Raw genomic sequence first — 18,638 nt, forward strand, 5'->3', positions numbered from 1 at the left:
AGCAAGCCCCAGTTAGGTTAGTTGTGTTTACAACATCTCGTCTCATCTCAAACTGGCTCTTAGTTGCACTACCAATAGCCCTATGCGCTTGTACATCATCTGATGCTGTCGTTCCAACTCCAAAAAACGTAATTGAAGCCAAGCCACAATCCTCGCCACCATCCGTAAATAATGCTGATAAACTCAACAGCATTCAAGAAGAACGTTACTCGCTGCTCATTCATCGAGTAGACAAGCGCTTGGAGGTACGCAATAACCAAAGCGTTCCGATTTACAAAGCAACTATCGGTATTGGGAAGGGCGGACTCAAAGACAAACAAAATATGAATGACTTTGTTACTCCCACAGGCGAGATGAGCGTAGACTTGATTCTCTACAAAAAGTCTGAGTACAACCAGATTTCCCAAGATAACGTTAAGCGTTTTGTCAAAGTTACTCAGTATCGCAACTTAGTTAACCCTCAGCAAGGATTAGCTCAGCTATTCAAGAACATGAGTTCTCTTGACTTTGATGGGAACGGTAGCCCAGACGGAGCCTATGGCAATGGCTATATCGGACTCACTTCAACGACAAGCATCACGGGTCCTAAAATGAGTACATTTCAGGGAACGCCCTACTGGTTCTCAATCGCACTTCATGGTACACCCAATCCAGAGAATATTGGTCAAGCTAACTCAGGTGGCTGCATCCATCTCGACTCAAACACATTGCAGCAGTTAATTGAGAAGGGTTGGGTGAAGTTAGGTACCAAAGTAACGGTTGTTGATTAATTCTTACACCTAATCGCCCGCAGGCTGTAAGCCTGGGGCTAAACAAACATAGCCTGCCGACCGAGGCTTTAAAAACTTTGATTTTTCGTAGCCGCGCACCATCCGGACGAAAGTTTGTACGACTTACGCAACTCGTCTCAATTCTTATTCCACCGTTAAAATGCGTAAGTTCTGGTTTGTGTAGCCACAGCCAAAAGGGGTGTCGGCTGCTGGTGCCAGATATCAGTTGTTGACGTTTTGCCCACCTGCCCCTTGAGATCGCACTGCACTCATCTCAATCTCATACTCTGGAATACTTACGGTATTAGAAATTTGTAGCATAATTTAACAATTGCCCAGAGATGAGTCGTACCAGTATTTGAGTAAATTTTGCTCTGATTCACCTTTACTTATTATCTCCCGGCAGACCGAGTTGTAAGGGAAGCAAGCCGATGGATCGATTGAACTTCAATGTAGTCCAGCAGTTCTGGACAATCGCCAAGTCCTATTGGTCTGGGGATGAAAAATGGCAAGCCAGAGGATTACTGCTCGGAGTCGTGCTGTTACTGCTGGCCTATACGGGATTGAGTGTAGTTCTCAACAACAAGCGAGGAGTGCTGATTTCAGCCCTCTCAGCCAAGGATGAATCCCGTTTCTGGGAAACCGTCATCATTTTCATCGCTGTGCTGGTAATCTATGCACCATTGCTCGCAGGCTATACCTATCTGCGCGATCGCCTGAGTTTGCAATGGCGGAAATGGCTGACCCATCGATTCGTGGATAGCTACTTTCGCGATCGCTCGTACTATAATCTGCATATCTCAGGCACCGAAATCGATAACCCAGATCAGCGGATTTCGGAAGATGTTCGCAGTTTTACCCAGGAATCTCTCACCTTTTTGCTGCGGTTGGTGGAGTCGGTGCTGTCAACCATCGCCTTCAGCAGCGTACTTTGGGGTATTTCTAAACCACTGGTGCTTTTTCTGGTGCTGTATGCCTTGATTGGCACTCTGGTGACGACGGTTGTGTTTGGGAAGCCGCTTGTCCGACTGAATTTTGAACAACTGAAGAAGGAAGCCAACTTACGATTTGGTCTGGTGCGAATTCGGGAGAATGCAGAAGCGATCGCGTTTTACCAGGGAGAAGAACGGGAGTCAAACCAAGTCAAGCAGCGGTTTTTCGATGTGTTTGAGAATGTCAAGCGGCTGTTGGTTTGGGAATTGAACTTAAATGTTCTCACCAATGCTTATGAGTTTATCCCGTTTATCTTGCCTGCTTTAGTGGTTGCTCCTGCAATTTTTGCTGGAGAAATGGAAGTAGGTAAGGTTTCTGAAGCGCAAGGTGCTTTTGTGAGAGTCTTTTTCTCGCTGAATGTTGTGGTTGCTCGTTTCCAGCAATTATCCACATTTGGCGCTGGAATTAACCGTCTCTATACCTTTGCAGAATTTTTAGAGCGGACGGAATCGAATCAGGAACAGCCCAAAATTCAAACGGTGGAAGCGGAACGCCTCGCCGTCGAACATCTCAGCCTGCAAACTCCCAACTATAAACGCACATTAGTAGAAGATTTGTCGCTAGAGTTAGCTGCGGGACAAGGACTTTTGGTGATGGGGCCGAGTGGTTGTGGTAAGAGTTCGCTGCTGAGAGCGATCGCGGGACTATGGGATTCTGGTACAGGAACCATTATTCGTCCTGAATCCAACCAGATCCTATTTTTGCCCCAACGTCCCTATATGGTGCTGGGTACTCTGCGCGATCAATTGCTCTATCCCAACACGCACCTTGAGGTTGACGACGAACACTTAAAGCAAGTGCTGGAACAGGTGAATTTAGCAGGTTTAGAGGAAAGATTTGGCGGTTTTGATGCCCAGGAGGATTGGGCAGATGTCCTCTCTTTGGGTGAACAACAACGGCTAACTTTCGCCCGGTTGCTGCTGAACAAACCCAACTACGCCATATTAGATGAAGCAACTAGCGCCCTAGATTTGGATAACGAGGAACGGTTGTATCAACATTTGCAGGCGAAAGGGACTACTTTCTTGAGTGTGGGACATCGCGCTACGTTGGCAAATTATCATCAGTCTTTGCTGGAACTCTCCCAGGATAAGACGTGGCAGATCAAACAACCTGTGACTCTTGTCGAAGAACAACCGGAGTTGTTGGAACTTCCATCGACTACCTGATATTTTAGGGCGATGGGCGGAAACATCCCATTTGTGCAAAAATACCTGGTGATTGAAATAGCCAATTCAATGGAGGCTGGCAAGCACAAGTCCAGCCATAACCCAATTTATGACCATAGACAAATCAAATCTAAGGTTTAAATCCCGTGCAGTTCGCTAAAGTTTAAAAAGATATGAATAGTATTGATGGAGAACCCAAATCCCAAATGATACCGTTGTGGACTAAATCTTTTAGTGCTTTTTGCTTGGGTCTACTTGTGATGTTCGCAGGTAATATCGTTCTGGTTGGTTGTAGTGAACCCGCTAAAAATTCCGAAACTGTAGAAGAATCGGAAAAAGAATCTCAGAACGTTAATAAGGCTGATGATGACGATGACGAGGGCGAAGAGACAAATCGCTCCTCCGAGCAAGATGACGATGAGGAGAAGGATGGAGAAGATAAGGATTAGCAGTGGCGATTCACCTAGCGCGATCGCTTTATAGCCGCAGCCAGCGATTCGCGTGTACTCGGACAACGAATTGCTGGTTCCTTTATTACTCAATATTCTCACCGTAAGGCGTTCTGATTGAAGTATGGCAAAGCAGGAAAATCCTCTCACGGGAGAAGCACTCATTAAGGAAGTTTGTCGGCGGATTCGGGTTGCCCGTAGCTACTGGGATGCTCATAATAACGCTGCTTGTCGGGGAGAACGCGATCGCGCCTTAGCGCTTTACAACACGCTGACGAAAGAACAAAAAGACCAGATTCCGCAGCAGTTGCGGGTGTGGCTTCGCTACCGCAGTGAAAAATACTTTGGCGCACACCGAACGCCGCCCAAGTCGAAACGAAAGTCAAAGTAGGATTGGGGGGAAAGTGCGATCTATTCCTAACCTGGAAGCCGTGCAGCTCCAACAGTTTGAGGGTTGTATGAACGGTTATTGCTCTACAACAGCTATACCAGGAAGTTTTAGCATACAACTCAAGTTTGCAGGTTGTGTAGTTCCATCTGCCTTAAAACGAGTTTTACTTGCAGAGAAAACAATCTGTTTTCTTGCCCTAGTTACACCTACATAAAACACGCTTAATTCTTCTAAGAAATTTTTCTCGTTTCTACTATCTACCGTTAAATTGCAGTTGCTTTTATGGTTACAGGCTCCGCAGAGTCCATTCCAGTTAGGCATAGAGTATTGCTCCATATCTGGCATTAAGACATAATCCCATTCCAATCCTTTTGCCCCATGAATGGTTGATATGATGACATTCTCATTAACATATTCCATATTTTGCTTCAAGGTTCTATTCTCAAAAGTATCCCTTATAAGAATTAATTTATCTTCAGCACTTAAGAATGAGTAATCACTTAAAGCTCTAGACAAAAATACTTCTAGTAAATTCAGCAGTGACTTTATCACTGGACTGCTACTATGTTTAAATGTTTCTGCAATTTTAATGTAAAACTTACTCAAGGTTCCTTTGGAAATCCTAATATCCTTTCTTAATTGCTCGGTGAATTGAGAAGAACACTCTCTATGAAATGATAAATATTCTGAATCATCATCTCCAAAGAGAGCATAAAAATAGGAAATATTCTTCTCCATAAGGACTTCAATAATTTTATTTACGTTTTCTCCTCTTTGTTTTACTAAAATCGCAACCTTGCACAGTTGACGATCTTCGGAAGAGATCAAAGAAATTATCTTTTGTGCAATTTTCTCCGATTCTTCTAGTTGATTATTGACAGATATAAATGGAACTTCTGCCTTTATTTGAATAGCTGGAGCATCAGGCTTTTCTGCATTTAGTCTGATATTTTTATCCAGTTGAAGCATCTGTGGATTAGACATAAATCTATAGTTCTTTTCCAGTGCTATCCGATCCATAGATAAGAGTTGTTCTGCCTCAAGCATTAAATTGGGTATAGCACCTATAAAACCATATATTCTTTGCAAGGAATCTCCTATAAAAACCAATTGAGATCTATCAGCTACTAGCTTCTTCAATAAAGCCCAACTTAAAACATTTGTATCCTGAAACTCATCCACAATAATCATGGGGAAATAACCCTGATAGAAGTGAAGCACTTCACTATAGTCCTGAAATAGCCTTAAAGTAAGCGCAAGGATTCCATTAAAACTTATATAATCCTTATCAAGAAAGCTTTCTATGATTCCATCTGTGTATCGATTGAAGAATTTTAATACATGTTGTTTGTCTACACTCTTAACAGCATCACTATATTCGGTAAAGATTGAAGCTTTATCATAAGATATATCTAGCAGTGCAGTTATTTCTTGGCTTTCCGAATCATCTACAGATTTCAGTATCTCTATATTAGATAGATTAGAATGTAGCAAATAACCATATTTTTTTAGGATATGCCTACAAAAACCATGATAATTTGAGACAAATAATCTTTCATTTACCCTAAATTGATTTGAATTGATAGGCTGAATTAGGTGAGGCAAATGTTCAGAAAGCTCTTTTTTAATTTTATATGCTGCATTAACACTAAATGTTAGCGTAAGTATTTTCTTAGGATGAGCAATTTGTCCAGTAGCTAACAGATAAGCTACCTTACTGATCATAGTTTTCGTCTTCCCGTAGCCAGCAGGAGCTTCAACAATAAGTCTCTTAGACTCCGAGAAGATAACCTCAAGCTGCTTTTCATCGTCAGAGTGTAGAGTTCTAAGCTTCTCTAATAATTGATGCTGTTCTGATTCACTTAGCATTGGTCGATAATTCAACTGCTTTTTGAATTAAATCTTTATACACTTGAGGAATTTCAGTAACGTATTTACTTAAATCTCTTCCACGAAGAAGACTTTTATTGCTTCTCAAATTCTTAAGAATAGTCTCTTTTAAGAGACGCTTTAGTTCTTGGTTTTTCTCTGGGGATAAAGAAGCTAACTGAGGATGAATTAGGTTGTGAGGATCGAGAGTAAGACTGAGGCTCTTAGCCTGTTCAATGAAAAAGTTAGCCTTTTTACTATCCGGAAATTCTTCCTCTAAATATTTTGCGTAATCTACGATATTGAAGCTATCATACATATCTTCTTCAAAATCCTTTCCTTGAGTGAAAAACAAATTTGGAGTACCATCATATTTGTTCTTCTGATCAGCATCCATTAACCCTATATTTTGAATACCAAACTCATTTAGCAATTTCATTAAAGGTGGAATCGAATCAGCACTTCCTGCTTGAACGGCGCTAACTCCTAATTCATCTAAATCAACATTTATTTGCTCACAAAGAATAGGGAAAGCGCCAAGTTCACTATCGCCTTCTACCAAAATTACTACTTTTGAAAAAAACGCTTCTTTAACATAAGGCAGATTCTTAAGTAACTGTTTTTCAGTAGCTGTATCTAGGTTTATATCAAACCCATTTTTGACAACAAGACAGCCGTTATCATCCTTATATATTCTTAGAAACTGTCTATAGTCATTTAGTAAAATGTTAGGCGAATGTGAAACAACTATCATTTGTCCAAGCAATCTATTTATTTGAAATATGTCTGCTAGAAGAGATCTAAAATCTGGCTCATCGTTATTTACTACCCGCAGAAAATATTTGATTAAACTTCTCTGAGCATAAGGATGCAAGTGAATCTCCGGTTCATCCAACCCTATTAGGACTGGAATGCACTTTTCTTTTTCTGCACTTGAGCTATCTTCGACAATACATCTATCTAAACGCTGCTTGCTAAGGCTTAGTAACCTTTCGAGAATTGACAAGGTGATAATTATTGAGAATTGTACACCATAACCTAATTTTTCCAAGGTTCGCTTATTATCATCCGCTAATAATATGAGCTTTGCCAATAAGTTCTCTTTATTCTCTTCCCTAACAGCTTGCACAGAAAAATCTTTAAACGATTTAATTTTTTGTAAAGATTGGTTGACTTCGATTAGAAATTCATCAACTTTTTCAGTGATTACAAAATCAGAGTCCTGCAAACAGCCATTTTGTAGATACTTGACTATAATATGATTCAGGAATTTTCCAACACCTCTATTATTAGAAAAGCTTAGTTCAGATGATGGATTTCTTAGTGAGTCATAATTTATGTAATTGACACATCTTACTCTGCTACTATGAATAACTGTTTTTGTTTCTTGATGTTCAAACTTAATTATTTCATCAGGAGATTCTTGAATAGCTACTATATTTATTTGCTCTCTGTTGTTAGGATCAAATAAATCATCAAAAAAACCTTGCTCAATATCCGAAACTCCCAAGGAAAAACTAATTTGAATTTGATTATCTAGATCAAAAAAATCTGATTCAACAAAATTATTTTTATTAAAAATTATATTTAATAAATCGAGTAAATTTGATTTACCTAAATTATTTTCCCCAATAATGAAGTTTGTTGTAGGATGAAACTTTATTTTCACCCCATCTAAGTTCCGATAGTTCTTGATATCAAGCGTAGAAATCCTCATAAGGCTTAGGCACTGTGCAAATTACCGTATATTCTAGCTTCAAAAACAGGCTATCGCAGCCTCACCCCCAAAAGGAAGTGAGGCAAACCGCCCAACTTACAAGCCATTCTAAAAGAAAGCGATCGCAAACGAAGCCTCATCCATTCATGCCTCTATCTTGGGTGAAGTGTTGCCAAGCCAAGGGAAACAGAATCATCCATCGAGAGTCATTAGTAAGTAGTTAATCACTACTACCTTTGCCTTGAGTATGAAGAAAACAACTGCCTTAACAGTGACAGTCCTCGCGATCGCTACACTTGTGGGGACATCTGTGGCAAAATCGGCTGGCTTCTTCGCTCAAGCACCAACCCCTGCCGTGGCTCAAGCTAAACCATCTTGGGAAAACTCCAAGCTAGTTCACAAGTTGCCCACTGTCGCGAACTATGCCAAGTTTAGCTCTAATGGGCTTCTACTCGTGTGTAATGGTGAACAGGGTAAAGCCATTCAGTTGTGGGATGTAAGGAAAGGGGAATTACTCTCATCTATCAAAGCCGACGATACCACTACCACTTCCTTTGGAGATGTTGCCATCAGCCCTGATGGACAGTTTGTTGCCAGCATCATCTACTCGCAAATTGATAAATCAATAGGGGTTGGTCTGTGGAATAGAAAAACCGGAGAAGCGATCTGGAAAAAACCAATTTTTACCAATAGCGCCGAGTTTCGCTCCCCTAAGGATTCTGGGGAAAATTTCCCGGCTAGCATTGTTTCCAGCTTGGAATTTAGCCCAAACGGACGATTTATTGCCAGTAGCGCCCGAAAATATTTTGGTTCCGAAAATCCGCAGATTCAGCTATGGGATGTAGCAACCGGCGAAAAGCGTTTTGTACTCAGGAGTAATATCAAATCTTTACGAAGGATGAGTTTTAGCCCTGATAGCCAAGTGTTAGCCAGCCTCGGTTCCAATGAATCTATCCTCAAGGGAGGAACTTATCACTGGCAAGGCTTGATTCAACTTTGGAATCCTAACACAGGTCAACTCCTCCATACCCTAAAAGAAAAAAATGAGTTAATTCCCAAGAGCATAGCCTTTAGCCCGGATGGTCGAACGTTAACCAGTCTGTCAAAAGACGCGATATATGAAGCTCACCTCCGCACTTGGGACGTGAACACGGGTGGAACTGTGCGTACTGTTCCGGCTTCGGTAGACAGAACGGATGACCAGTTATCACTCAGTCCTGATGCTAAAACCTATCTGGTAGCTGGTCAGGTAGCTGGTTCACGTATTATTAATGCCGAAATTCGCAAGGAATGGCCTCTTGGTGGTTTTGATGTGAGTAGTGGTGCTAGTACCGGATTATTTAGCCCAGATGGTCAGATGTTGGCTGTTCCAACGGTAGCAGGAATTCCGATTTGGCAAGCTGGTAATTAGTAATTGGGGTTTTGTTGAAAGAGTAATGAACTAACCTTGAACAGGAACTGTTCGATATTTCCAATAGTGGAGCAGCAAACGGAGGGAACACTTCAACATCGACGGCTGACGCAGGAGTAGCACTTTCGTTTTACGGTGCAGCTGTGCCAGGTAATGCCCCTTTCTAGATTGCGATCGCTTCCATCTGCTGAAAATTTTCTTTGAGCATTTGGGCGATCGCTAAGCGATCGCTACAAAACCTTATGCACTAAGTTTGTCTTGGTGAAGGGGAACCTGTGCAGGCGATCGCTTTCGCTTGGATACTGGTTATCTTATCGTAATAGAGCCAAGGCAAATTCAACAGGAACCGAATTGATAAAAACTGCCATGCAGGGTAAACTGTTTGAGCCGAAAACACCCCTCCGATGCAAATTGTGGGAGATTCGCCTTGACTGGGGTGGGAAGAAGTAGAAGAAGTGAGTGAGCGTTGAAATCAACGCGATCGCACCATTGAATAAAATGCACCTATATTGATTCTGGGAAAGCAGCCAGCCATGACTCAAGCCTTACCCAAAGCGATCGCATTTGAAGACTTTCTAGAGTGGAAGCCCGAAATTGGACGCTATGAACTGCATGACGGGGTGATTCAAATTTTTAAGATTGGAGTGGTGAGTGAACAGCAACAACAAAATGAAAGCTGAGGAAACAGAAGTTTTTGTATTTCCAGCATCTTTTGCTCAGCAGCGATTGTGGTTTCTCGACCAACTCTTCCCAGGCAATACCTTTTACAATGTAGCCGCTGCACTTCGCCTAAAAGGTTCGCTCAACACTTCGGCGCTGGAAGAGACGTTCAACGAAATTGTGCGTCGCCATGAAGCTTTGCGTACTACTTTTAGGATGCTTAATGGGCAACCCGTCCAGGTAATTGCTCCCAGCTTAACCATACCCCTGCCAGTAGTAGATTTGCAATCGCTACCAGCAACCGAACGGGAAGCGGAGACTCAACGAATAGCTACTCAGGAGCGATCGCGTCCTTTCGATTTATCTCACGACTCGTTACTGCGAGTGATGCTGCTACAGCTAGGCTCCTCAGAACACGTACTTTTGCTGAATCTGCACCACATTATCTGTGATGGTTGGTCGATTGGGGTGCTAATTCGGGAACTAGGAATACTGTATGCAGCCTTTGCAAATAAAGAGCGATCGCCCTTGCCAGAACTGCCGATTCAATATGCAGACTTTGCCGACTGGCAGCGCGAATGGCTACAGGGTGAGGTTCTGGAGTCTCAGTTAGCCTACTGGAAGCAGCAGCTGGACAATATCCCCTCACTGAATTTGCCTACTGACAAACCTCGCCCAGCTACTCCAACCTACCGAGGCGCGACGCAATTTCTAGAGTTACCGAAAAGCCTGAGTGAGGAATTAGAGGCACTTTCGCAGCGCCAAGGCGTGACTGTGTTCATGACTCTCTTGGCGGCATTTCAAATCTTACTCTATCGCTACACTCAGCAATCAGATATTCTTGTCGGCTCACCAATTGCTAACCGCAACCGTCGCGAAATTGAGGGATTAATTGGTTTTTTTGTCAATAGTTTGGTGCTGCGTACTAATTTATCAGGCAATCCAACATTTCTAGAATTGCTGAGCAGAGTACGGGAGGTTACGCTAGGAGCTTATGCCCATCAAGACTTACCCTTTGAGAAGCTAGTAGAGGAACTGCATCCAGAGCGAAACCTGAGCCAACATCCCTTGTTCCAAGTTGCGTTTAGTCTGCAAAATACTCCCATTGAGGCGTTAGAATTGCCAGGTTTAACGCTCTCGCAGTTGGAGTTTGACAGCCCAAGCGCCAAGTTCGATCTAGAGTTTCACTTGTGGGAATCGCCGGAAAGTTTTAAAGGGCAAGTAATATACAGCACTGATTTATTTGATGATGCTACCATTACTCGGATGCTGGGACATTACCAAACGCTGCTGGAAAGTATTGTTGCAAATCCACAAAAGCGCCTTGGTGAATTAACAATCTTGACGAATGCAGAGCAGAAACAACTATTAATATTTAGCCACAATCAATCTACAACCCAAAATTTACCATCCAAAATAGAGGATTGTTTCCATCAGTTATTTGAAGCGCAGGTAGAGCAAAGCCCGGATGCGATCGCGCTCATTTTTCAAAATCAGCAATTAACCTACCGCGAATTGAATATCAGAGCCAATCAACTTGCACACCACCTGCAACAACTGGGTGTAGTTCCAGACGTTTTAGTGGGCATTTGTGTAGAACGTTCTGTAGATATGATAGTGGGACTATTGGGCATCCTCAAAGCAGGTGGAGCATACCTACCTTTAGATCCAAGCTATCCGCAAGAACGTCTTAATTTCATGCTGGAAGACGCTCAAATATCCATCTTATTAACGCAATCTATATTAGCTCCCCTTTGGAAAGACTGTTGGGGGGAGCGCCAACACGGTTTGTCTGTAGTTTGTTTGGATACGGACTGGGATGAGATCGCTTACCATCCCCAACACAACCCAACCAGTAACGTAACACTTGATAATCTAGCTTATGTCATCTACACCTCTGGCTCAACCGGAAAACCAAAAGGTGTTTTAGTACAGCACAGAGGAGTGTCTAACTTAGCAGAAGCTCAGATCGAAGTTTTCAAGTTACAGCCAAGCGATCGCATCTTACAATTTGCATCCTTGAGTTTTGATGCCTCAATCTTTGAAATTATCATGGCATTGCGAATAGGAGCAACACTTTACATAGCTAAAAAAGAATCTCTTTTGCCTGGACAAGCTTTAATAAAGCTATGCAAAGACAATAATATTACTTGCATCACCCTTCCGCCTGCTGTACTTGCGGTATTACCAAAAGAAGAACTTCCCGCACTGCATACTATAATTTGTGCAGGTGAATCTTGTTCTAAAGATATTGTCAACAAATGGGCTTCTGATCACAGATTTTTTAACGCTTATGGGCCAACTGAAGCAACTGTTTGGGCTACGATTGCAGAAATTAATGACAATAGCGAAAAGCCGCCCATCGGTCGCCCAATTGCTAATACTCAAATTTATATATTAGATAGATATTTACAGCCAGTACCTATCGGTATTAGTGGCGAATTGTACATCAGCGGTGATGGACTAGCACGCGGCTATCTAAACCGTCCGGAATTAACTGCTGAACGGTTTATTCCTAACCCTTTTATAAAGGCAGTAAAAATAGAAAATGAAGCACAAATACAGGTAAATTCTTCTTTCTACCCCCTTAAAGAGGAGAGTAGAACCGAGCGTCTTTATAAAACAGGTGACTTAGCGACGTTTAAACCAGATGGAAACATTGAGTTTTTAGGACGCATTGACGAACAGGTTAAAATTCGCGGTTTTCGCATCGAATTAGGAGAAAGTGAGGCGGTTCTGAGGCAGTACCCAGCAGTTAAAGAAGCGGTGGTAATTGTGCGTGAAGATAGACCTGATGATAAGCGTTTAGTAGCTTATATTGTACCGCAGCAAAATCAGGCGTTAACCACCATTGAAATTCGCGATTTCCTGAAGAAGAAGTTACCAGATTACATGGTACCTTCATTTTTTGTATTGATAGATTCTCTACCGCTGACTGTTAATGGAAAAGTAGCTCGTCTAGCATTACCTACACCATTCAATTTAAAATCTGAAATCTCGAATTTAACCTTACACGTTGCTCCTCGTACTTCTACAGAATCAACTTTAGCAAAAATTTGGGCTGAAGTTCTTAACATTGAGCGTGTAGGTATTGGCGATAACTTCTTTGACTTGGGTGGAAATTCCCTGCTGGCTATACGCCTCATGGATGAGGTATACAAGCAGTTTAAGCGCGAGTTACCGCTGTCTACCCTCTTCTTAAATCCGACAGTTGAAAGTTTAGCAAGCACTTTATTTGTAGAAAATAATTCTCGGTCTTGGTCGCCTTTAGTTGCAATTCAACCTAAAGGTTCAAATCCACCTTTTTTCTGCGTACATCCTATTTTTGGTGTAGTTTTCCCTTATTACGAATTAGCGTATCATTTGGGCAAAAATCAGCCTTTTTATGGGTTACAACCGCGAGGTATTGATGGAGAACAGCCCCCAATAACTCGCATTGAGGATATGGCAGCTTATTATATTGAAGCGTTGCGCGTGGTGCAGCCAAAAGGCCCTTATTTTTTAGGAGGGTGGTCTTTTGGAGGTTTGGTTGCTTTTGAAATGGCTCAACAATTGCAAAAATCCGGGCATGAAGTGGGTCTAGTTGCTATGCTTGATACTTTAGCACCAGGTTCGGATAATCAACCTTCTTTTAAAGATGGTTTCAGGTTTCTTTTTACCATAGCAACGCGATATATATGGTCATTTATTATAGATTATTTTTATTTACTTACTGATAGTAAAAACAACTCTCAGAGTTTTATATCTCATTTTCCTATTTTAAATAAATTGGTTCTGCTGCTGGAGAAAAATCTGTTTTGGCGCTCGATATTGGGCGAGGAGGCTATAGCTAATCTCATGTCTCAGGAGTCTAGGTCGCAGATTTTAAGAGAGTTAACAATTCAACCTATGCTTCGCGTTTTCCATGCTAACAGCGAAGCAACTCTCAACTATAGTCCACAAGTCTACCCGAACCGAATTACTCTTTTTAAGACTAGCGTTCAGTTAAAAACGGAGCAAGATACAAGTATGGGCTGGAGCAATCTAGCTGTTGGAGGGGTGGAAATTCATAATATTCCTGGCAATCATCTAACTATGCTAAAAAAACCTCATGTTCAGGTTCTCTGTGAACAGCTAAAAGCTTGTATTGAGAAGGTATAAGGTGTAGGCTTTTGATTTTTGGCGTAGCACAGTCAGAGGATGATACCGGGAGGTACGGGGATAGTTTTATACTTTAGGTAATGTAAGAAGCGAATTGATAATTTCAGCATCTCTTGCGGCTTGGAATAGCAAAGTATCTTTCCTTTATAGTTGAGCCAAATAATGTCTTAGTTCACATTCCGCACCCTCAAGTGTCATATGTCGAAATGAGGATGCGGAATGGGGATAAAAATAGTCTTCGGAAAGGCATTTTGTCAATAAATATGAGTTTTTGATAATAAAATTTACGCATATAGTGTGAAGTTACTGTGAAGGGAACCCCATAAACACTAGATGTATAATTCATTAGATTATATGCTGCCCTGTATCTACCATGAATGCCGCCTACAATGCCCCAAAACTAACGCCTACGATTCCCCCCAAGGTAACTCCCCGATTTGAAGGACTTCAGTTCAGATTAAGATTACCTGTAGCGGGCGAAAATAAGGGTAGCTACTCCACCGAGGGAAATCCACCGCGAAAGGGATGTCCCCGAATGCCACCATCTATTCAGCTGCGACAGTATCAGCGGGAAGCTGTTGCTAATTGGTTTGCCAACAAAGGGCGTGGTACGCTGAAGATGGCGACTGGTAGCGGCAAGACTATTGCGGCATTAGCGATCGCAACTGAACTGTATCAACAAATCGGCTTGCAAGTGTTGCTGATAGTCTGCCCATATCGGCATTTGGTGACGCAATGGGCGCGAGAATGCGAGAAATTTGGATTAGAACCAGTCTTAGCTTTTGAGAATGTCCGCAACTGGCAAAGTCAGCTATCGACGCAACTTTACAACTTGCGTTCTGGCAACCAACATTTTCTCACAGTCATTACTACAAATTCCACGCTTATCGGTGAGGGGTTGCAGTCCCAATTAAAGTATTTTCCCCCAAAAACTTTAATTGTGGGAGACGAAGCCCATAACCTCGGCGCACGACGTTTAGAGGAAAGTTTGCCTTCTAGTATTGGGTTGCGCTTAGGACTTTCGGCAACACCAGAACGCTATTTTGATGATGCAGGTACGCAATCTTTATTTGATTACTTTGGCACAGTTATAAAACCAGAATTTACCCTGAAAGATGCAATTCAACAGGGGGCGCTGGTACATTATCTTTATTATCCCATACTTGTAGAACTAACAGAAGCGGAAGCGCGTACTTATACCAAACTAAGTGCCAGTATTGGCAGACATCTTCTGTTTAAACAACGGGATAATATTGCGGCAAATTTTGAAGACAATGAAGAATTGAAGCCGTTGTTGATGAAGCGGGCGAGATTAATTGGTGCTGCTGCTAATAAGTTAGAAGCTTTGCGCGAGTTAATGAGTCAACGCCTGGATACTTCCCACACCTTATTTTATTGCGGCGATGGTTCCGTACATAGCGATTTCGCTAACTCGAATAATTTCGTTTCACGCCAATTCAAAGCTGTTGTTAAAATTCTGGGAGAAGAACTGGGTTATCGCGTTAATACCTACACTGCCGAAACACCTTTGTCAGAAAGAGAGAATTTGCGGCGACAATTTGAAAATGGCGAATTACAGGGTTTGGTTGCTATTCGTTGTTTAGATGAAGGTGTCGATATTCCAGCAATTCAAAACGCGGTAATTTTGGCGAGTAGTAGCAATCCGCGCCAATTTATTCAGCGTCGAGGGCGAATTTTGCGCCCTCATCCAGGCAAGGAACGTGCTACTCTATTTGACACAATTGTACTGCCTCCAACTTTAGATAGAGACACTTTTGAAGTAGAGAGAAATTTGCTGCGGAAGGAGTTGCGGCGCTTTGTAGAATTTGCCGATTTAGCTGACAATGCAGGAGAAGCCAGAATGAAATTGTTAGCTTTGCAAAAGCGCTATGAATTGTTGGATTTGTAAATTATCTAAGAAAGGAGAAACCAACCGATCCAAGCGCCGAGAACGCAGAGAAAGAGAGGAGATTATTGTGCTTCTGGTTTCTTTTCTCTTCTCCCCTCTTTTCTTTGCGCTCTATAGCGCTAACGCGCATGGCTTCGCTAGTGCGTCTTTGCGGTTCATTGCTCTTAGCACTTTATGCTTTTATAAATTTAAGCTAAAATTAAGTAACCTTTCAGGGTGGCATGAAAATGACAAACGAACCGAATATAAATGATGTGCAAGAGCCAATAAAGTCAGCTTCACCAGAAGTGCAACAAATTATTGAACGAGTGTGCCAGCTAGAAAAAGGTAGGCTAGACAAGAAAAGTCTCGGACATATTAATAATGATATTTTAGCAATTGTAAAGGAAGTGGTGAAATGAAGCTTACTTCAATCAAACTTTGCAACTTTCGCTCCTTCTATGGCAAGACACCAGAGATTTTGTTGGCTAGTGGAGATGTTCGGAATACTACTATTATTCATGGCAACAACGGCGCAGGAAAAACCAGTTTATTAAATGCGTTTTCTTGGGTGCTGTACGAGAAATTTAGCGCGGCTTTTGCATCAGTTGAGCAGTTAGTGAATAAGAGAGCGATCGCAGAAGCGAAATCGGGCGAAGCTGTCGAATGCTGGGTAAAAATTGGCTGGGAACATGACAGTAGACGCTATCAAGCTCAACGCCTCTGCCGTGTTTATAAAAATGAAACTGACTTTGAGGCTGGCAAAAGTCAATTACTGATGTATGTAGCTGGAGATGATGGGCGCTGGTTACTGCCGCGAGAACATCCAGAAGATATAATTAATCAAATTTTACCAGGTAGTTTGCATCAGTATTTTTTCTTTGACGGAGAGCGAATTGAACAAATAGTTCGCTCTGATAAAAAAGCCGAAATTGCCGAGGCTACTAAAAAGCTTCTGGGTGTGGAAGTGTTAAATAACTCTATTAAGCATCTGAAAGAAGCTGAGAAAACTCTCAGAAGTGAGTTAGAAGCGATTGGCGACTCCGAAACCAAACAACTGTTAAAACAGCAACAAAATCTCGAAAAGGAAAGCGAACAACTCGCCCAGCGTCAGCATGAAATAATCCAAGAATTGTCAAACCAACAAACCTTAAAAAAAGAAACCAGTCACCGTTTGCGCGAACTTAGTGCAGCTAAACAGTTACAAGAAAGACGGCAAGAATTAGAAAATCTGAAAGCATCTAACCTAGAAAACCTTAAAAGAAGCAAGGAAGCACTGAAAAAAGCAATTTCTACGCGGGGTTATACGGTATTGCTATCGGAAACCACCGCTCAATTTCGGACAATTGTGGATGATTTGAAGCAGCGAGGCGAGTTGACGACTGGAATTTCGCGAGAATTTGTTAAAGATTTACTGAACTCTAAGCGCTGTATTTGTGGTGGAGAATTGCACGATGGAAATCATGCTCATGCAAATGTGAGCGGTTGGCTAGATAAAGCGGGAATTGCCGCTGTAGAAGAAACAGCAATTCGCATGATAGCTCAGGTAGATGAAATTGATAAGCAAGCTCCGGCTTTTTGGGAAGAAATTGACAGAGAGCAAGCTAATATTAGTAGATTTAGACAAGATATTTCTCAGATAGAAGCGGAATTAGATAAAATTCAAGAAAAGTTGAGGAAAGATCCAAGTGATGATATTCGCAACCTACAAAAACGGTTGGATGAAATTGAATCCAGAATTTTAGAGCTAACGCTAGATCAAGGAGCAAATCAGCAGCAAGTTATAAATTTAAAAGCTGAAATTGAAGACTTAGGCAAACAAATTGCTAAACATAAAATGAATGAGGAAAAGCAAGCATTAGCTCAGCGACGCATTGCTGCAACTCAAGAGGCAATTGAACGTTTAACGAAAGTGAAGATATTGCAAGAACAACAGTTTCGCTTAGAGTTAGAGAAAAGAGTACAACAAATATTTACGGACATTTCTTTTACGCCTTACATCCCCAGAATTAGCGAAAAATACGAGCTGACTCTAGTGGAAAACACCGCAGGTTTAGAGGCTCCTGTTGCAGCTTCTACGGGCGAAAATCAAATTCTCAGTCTATCGTTTATCGGTAGCATTATTGACAGGGTGCGAGAATGGAGCCAAAACAAAATGCTGATGGTTCCAGACAGCAACACCTTCCCGATTGTGATGGATTCTCCGTTTGGCAGTTTGGATGAAATTTATCGGCGACAAATTGCTAAGATAATTCCAAAATTAGCAAATCAATTGGTAGTTTTGGTGACTAAAACTCAGTGGCGGGGTGAAGTTGCTGAAGAAATAGCCGATAGAATAGGTAGAGAGTATGTATTGATTTATTATTCTTCTAAACCTGACTGCGAACAAGATTCAATTGAGATAAATGGAAATATATATTCTTTGGTGCGGCAAAGTCCGAATGAGTTTGAATATACGGAAATTGTAGAGGTCGATTATGGTTTCTAGTTCAGCGCCTAATGTGCAGGATTTGGTAACGGATACCTGGGTAAAAGCCAGTTGGGATGAGTTTTTAGCATTTGCTAATAGCCCAAATTATGAAAAGGGAAGGTTCTATTACCATAAAGGATACATGAGGATTGAAATGGCAGCAGTAGGGCCTCGACACGGACATCACAATTCAATTGTTTCGTACATTATTCTTCTTTATGCAACTATTGAAAATATTCCGATTGTTGTCTTTACCAATACCAGTTTTAGGAAAGCAGGTTTAGATGAATTTCAACCTGACTTGGCTTTCTGCATCGGTTCGGAGTTGAATATACCTCCTGAAACTAATTCACCTGTTGATTTGAATGAGTACAATCCCCCTACGTTGGCGGTAGAAATCGGTGCATCTACTATTAGTGATGATTTGGGGCGAAAGCGGTTATTATACGAACGTTCGGGAGTAGGGGAATATTGGGTTGTTGATGCTAATTTAAGGGATGCGATCGCATTCTCTATCTCTCAAGGACGCAGTGGTGAAATACACGAGTCGCTAGTATTACCAGGATTAGAAATAGCTTTAGTTAAAGAAGCACTGCAACGGAGTCAAACAGAGGATGATGGGGCAATTACTCGCTGGTTACTCCAAAGATTTAGCAAGAGTTAAAACAGCGCGATCGCATTCCTTCCCTCGTTATCAGGTTGAAGTAAGGG

13 protein-coding genes are annotated in these 18,638 nt (G+C 41.8%); 11 read left to right on the forward strand and 2 right to left on the reverse strand.

The window, feature by feature from the left end:
• The 4 genes from H6F77_RS14225 to H6F77_RS14245 all read left to right on the forward strand — a co-directional run.
• Positions 1-770: L,D-transpeptidase (locus H6F77_RS14225; protein ID WP_206753465.1), on the forward strand; the 770-nt coding region annotated here is incomplete at its 5' end.
• Between the two features lie 431 nt (positions 771-1,201).
• Entirely contained in the window at positions 1,202-2,932 is a 1,731-nt protein-coding gene (locus H6F77_RS14235) for an ABC transporter ATP-binding protein/permease (protein ID WP_190427730.1), read from the forward strand.
• A 173-nt stretch (positions 2,933-3,105) separates the two neighbouring features.
• Positions 3,106-3,381, forward strand: coding sequence for a hypothetical protein (locus tag H6F77_RS14240; RefSeq protein ID WP_190427723.1), 276 nt, complete (start codon positions 3,106-3,108; stop codon positions 3,379-3,381).
• Between the two features lie 124 nt (positions 3,382-3,505).
• A complete protein-coding gene (locus H6F77_RS14245; protein WP_190427720.1) occupies positions 3,506-3,772 on the forward strand; it encodes a Precorrin-3B methylase in 267 nt (88 codons plus the stop codon).
• Positions 3,773-3,847: 75 nt separating this feature from the next.
• Here the strand turns inward: H6F77_RS14245 and H6F77_RS14250 are convergent, their stop codons facing one another.
• Positions 3,848-5,641, reverse strand: coding sequence for a UvrD-helicase domain-containing protein (locus H6F77_RS14250; RefSeq protein ID WP_190427719.1), 1,794 nt, complete (start codon positions 5,639-5,641; stop codon positions 3,848-3,850).
• A complete protein-coding gene (locus tag H6F77_RS14255) occupies positions 5,631-7,358 on the reverse strand; it encodes an ATP-dependent nuclease (protein WP_190427717.1) in 1,728 nt (575 codons plus the stop codon). Before H6F77_RS14255 ends, H6F77_RS14250 begins: the two co-directional genes overlap by 11 nt.
• A gap of 247 nt (positions 7,359-7,605) precedes the next feature.
• On the opposite strand from H6F77_RS14255, the gene H6F77_RS14260 reads away from it, so the two are divergent.
• From H6F77_RS14260 to H6F77_RS14290, 7 genes are all read left to right on the forward strand, one after another.
• Positions 7,606-8,769 carry a WD40 repeat domain-containing protein gene (locus tag H6F77_RS14260; RefSeq protein ID WP_190427716.1) on the forward strand — a complete coding sequence of 388 codons (1,164 nt, stop codon included), beginning with the start codon at positions 7,606-7,608 and terminating at the stop codon, positions 8,767-8,769.
• Between the two features lie 533 nt (positions 8,770-9,302).
• Positions 9,303-9,449, forward strand: a complete 147-nt coding sequence (locus tag H6F77_RS27410; protein ID WP_199313353.1) for a hypothetical protein — start codon at positions 9,303-9,305, stop codon at positions 9,447-9,449.
• Positions 9,439-13,569 carry a non-ribosomal peptide synthetase gene (locus H6F77_RS14270; protein WP_190428011.1) on the forward strand — a complete coding sequence of 1,377 codons (4,131 nt, stop codon included), beginning with the start codon at positions 9,439-9,441 and terminating at the stop codon, positions 13,567-13,569. Before H6F77_RS27410 ends, H6F77_RS14270 begins: the two co-directional genes overlap by 11 nt.
• Positions 13,570-14,104: 535 nt before the next feature.
• Positions 14,105-15,478 carry a DNA phosphorothioation system restriction enzyme gene (locus tag H6F77_RS14275; protein ID WP_242022153.1) on the forward strand — a complete coding sequence of 458 codons (1,374 nt, stop codon included), beginning with the start codon at positions 14,105-14,107 and terminating at the stop codon, positions 15,476-15,478.
• Between the two features lie 227 nt (positions 15,479-15,705).
• The gene (locus tag H6F77_RS14280; RefSeq protein ID WP_190427702.1) at positions 15,706-15,879 is read left to right on the forward strand and encodes a hypothetical protein; all 174 of its coding nucleotides are present in this window, start codon (positions 15,706-15,708) and stop codon (positions 15,877-15,879) included.
• Positions 15,876-17,945 carry an AAA family ATPase gene (locus H6F77_RS14285; protein WP_190427700.1) on the forward strand — a complete coding sequence of 690 codons (2,070 nt, stop codon included), beginning with the start codon at positions 15,876-15,878 and terminating at the stop codon, positions 17,943-17,945. The genes H6F77_RS14280 and H6F77_RS14285 overlap by 4 nt, the downstream gene beginning before the upstream one ends.
• On the forward strand, positions 17,935-18,591 hold the full coding sequence (locus H6F77_RS14290) for a Uma2 family endonuclease (protein WP_190427699.1): 657 nt from the start codon (positions 17,935-17,937) through the stop codon (positions 18,589-18,591). The genes H6F77_RS14285 and H6F77_RS14290 overlap by 11 nt, the downstream gene beginning before the upstream one ends.
• Positions 18,592-18,638: the final 47 nt, after the last annotated feature.

The organism is Microcoleus sp. FACHB-831 (assembly GCF_014695585.1).
Classification (GTDB): Bacteria; Cyanobacteriota; Cyanobacteriia; order Cyanobacteriales; family FACHB-T130; genus FACHB-831.

Bases quoted from the DNA above. Each gene is read 5' to 3' on its own strand.
- H6F77_RS14235 (WP_190427730.1), top strand. From the start codon at position 1,202: ATGGATCGATTGAACTTCAATGTAGTCCAGCAGTTCTGGACAATCGCC.
- H6F77_RS14240 (WP_190427723.1), top strand. From the start codon at position 3,106: ATGAATAGTATTGATGGAGAACCCAAATCCCAAATGATACCGTTGTGG.
- H6F77_RS14245 (WP_190427720.1), top strand. From the start codon at position 3,506: ATGGCAAAGCAGGAAAATCCTCTCACGGGAGAAGCACTCATTAAGGAA.
- H6F77_RS14250 (WP_190427719.1), bottom strand. From the start codon at position 5,641: ATGCTAAGTGAATCAGAACAGCATCAATTATTAGAGAAGCTTAGAACT.
- H6F77_RS14255 (WP_190427717.1), bottom strand. From the start codon at position 7,358: ATGAGGATTTCTACGCTTGATATCAAGAACTATCGGAACTTAGATGGG.
- H6F77_RS14260 (WP_190427716.1), top strand. From the start codon at position 7,606: ATGAAGAAAACAACTGCCTTAACAGTGACAGTCCTCGCGATCGCTACA.
- H6F77_RS27410 (WP_199313353.1), top strand. From the start codon at position 9,303: ATGACTCAAGCCTTACCCAAAGCGATCGCATTTGAAGACTTTCTAGAG.
- H6F77_RS14270 (WP_190428011.1), top strand. From the start codon at position 9,439: ATGAAAGCTGAGGAAACAGAAGTTTTTGTATTTCCAGCATCTTTTGCT.
- H6F77_RS14275 (WP_242022153.1), top strand. From the start codon at position 14,105: ATGCCACCATCTATTCAGCTGCGACAGTATCAGCGGGAAGCTGTTGCT.
- H6F77_RS14280 (WP_190427702.1), top strand. From the start codon at position 15,706: ATGACAAACGAACCGAATATAAATGATGTGCAAGAGCCAATAAAGTCA.
- H6F77_RS14285 (WP_190427700.1), top strand. From the start codon at position 15,876: ATGAAGCTTACTTCAATCAAACTTTGCAACTTTCGCTCCTTCTATGGC.
- H6F77_RS14290 (WP_190427699.1), top strand. From the start codon at position 17,935: ATGGTTTCTAGTTCAGCGCCTAATGTGCAGGATTTGGTAACGGATACC.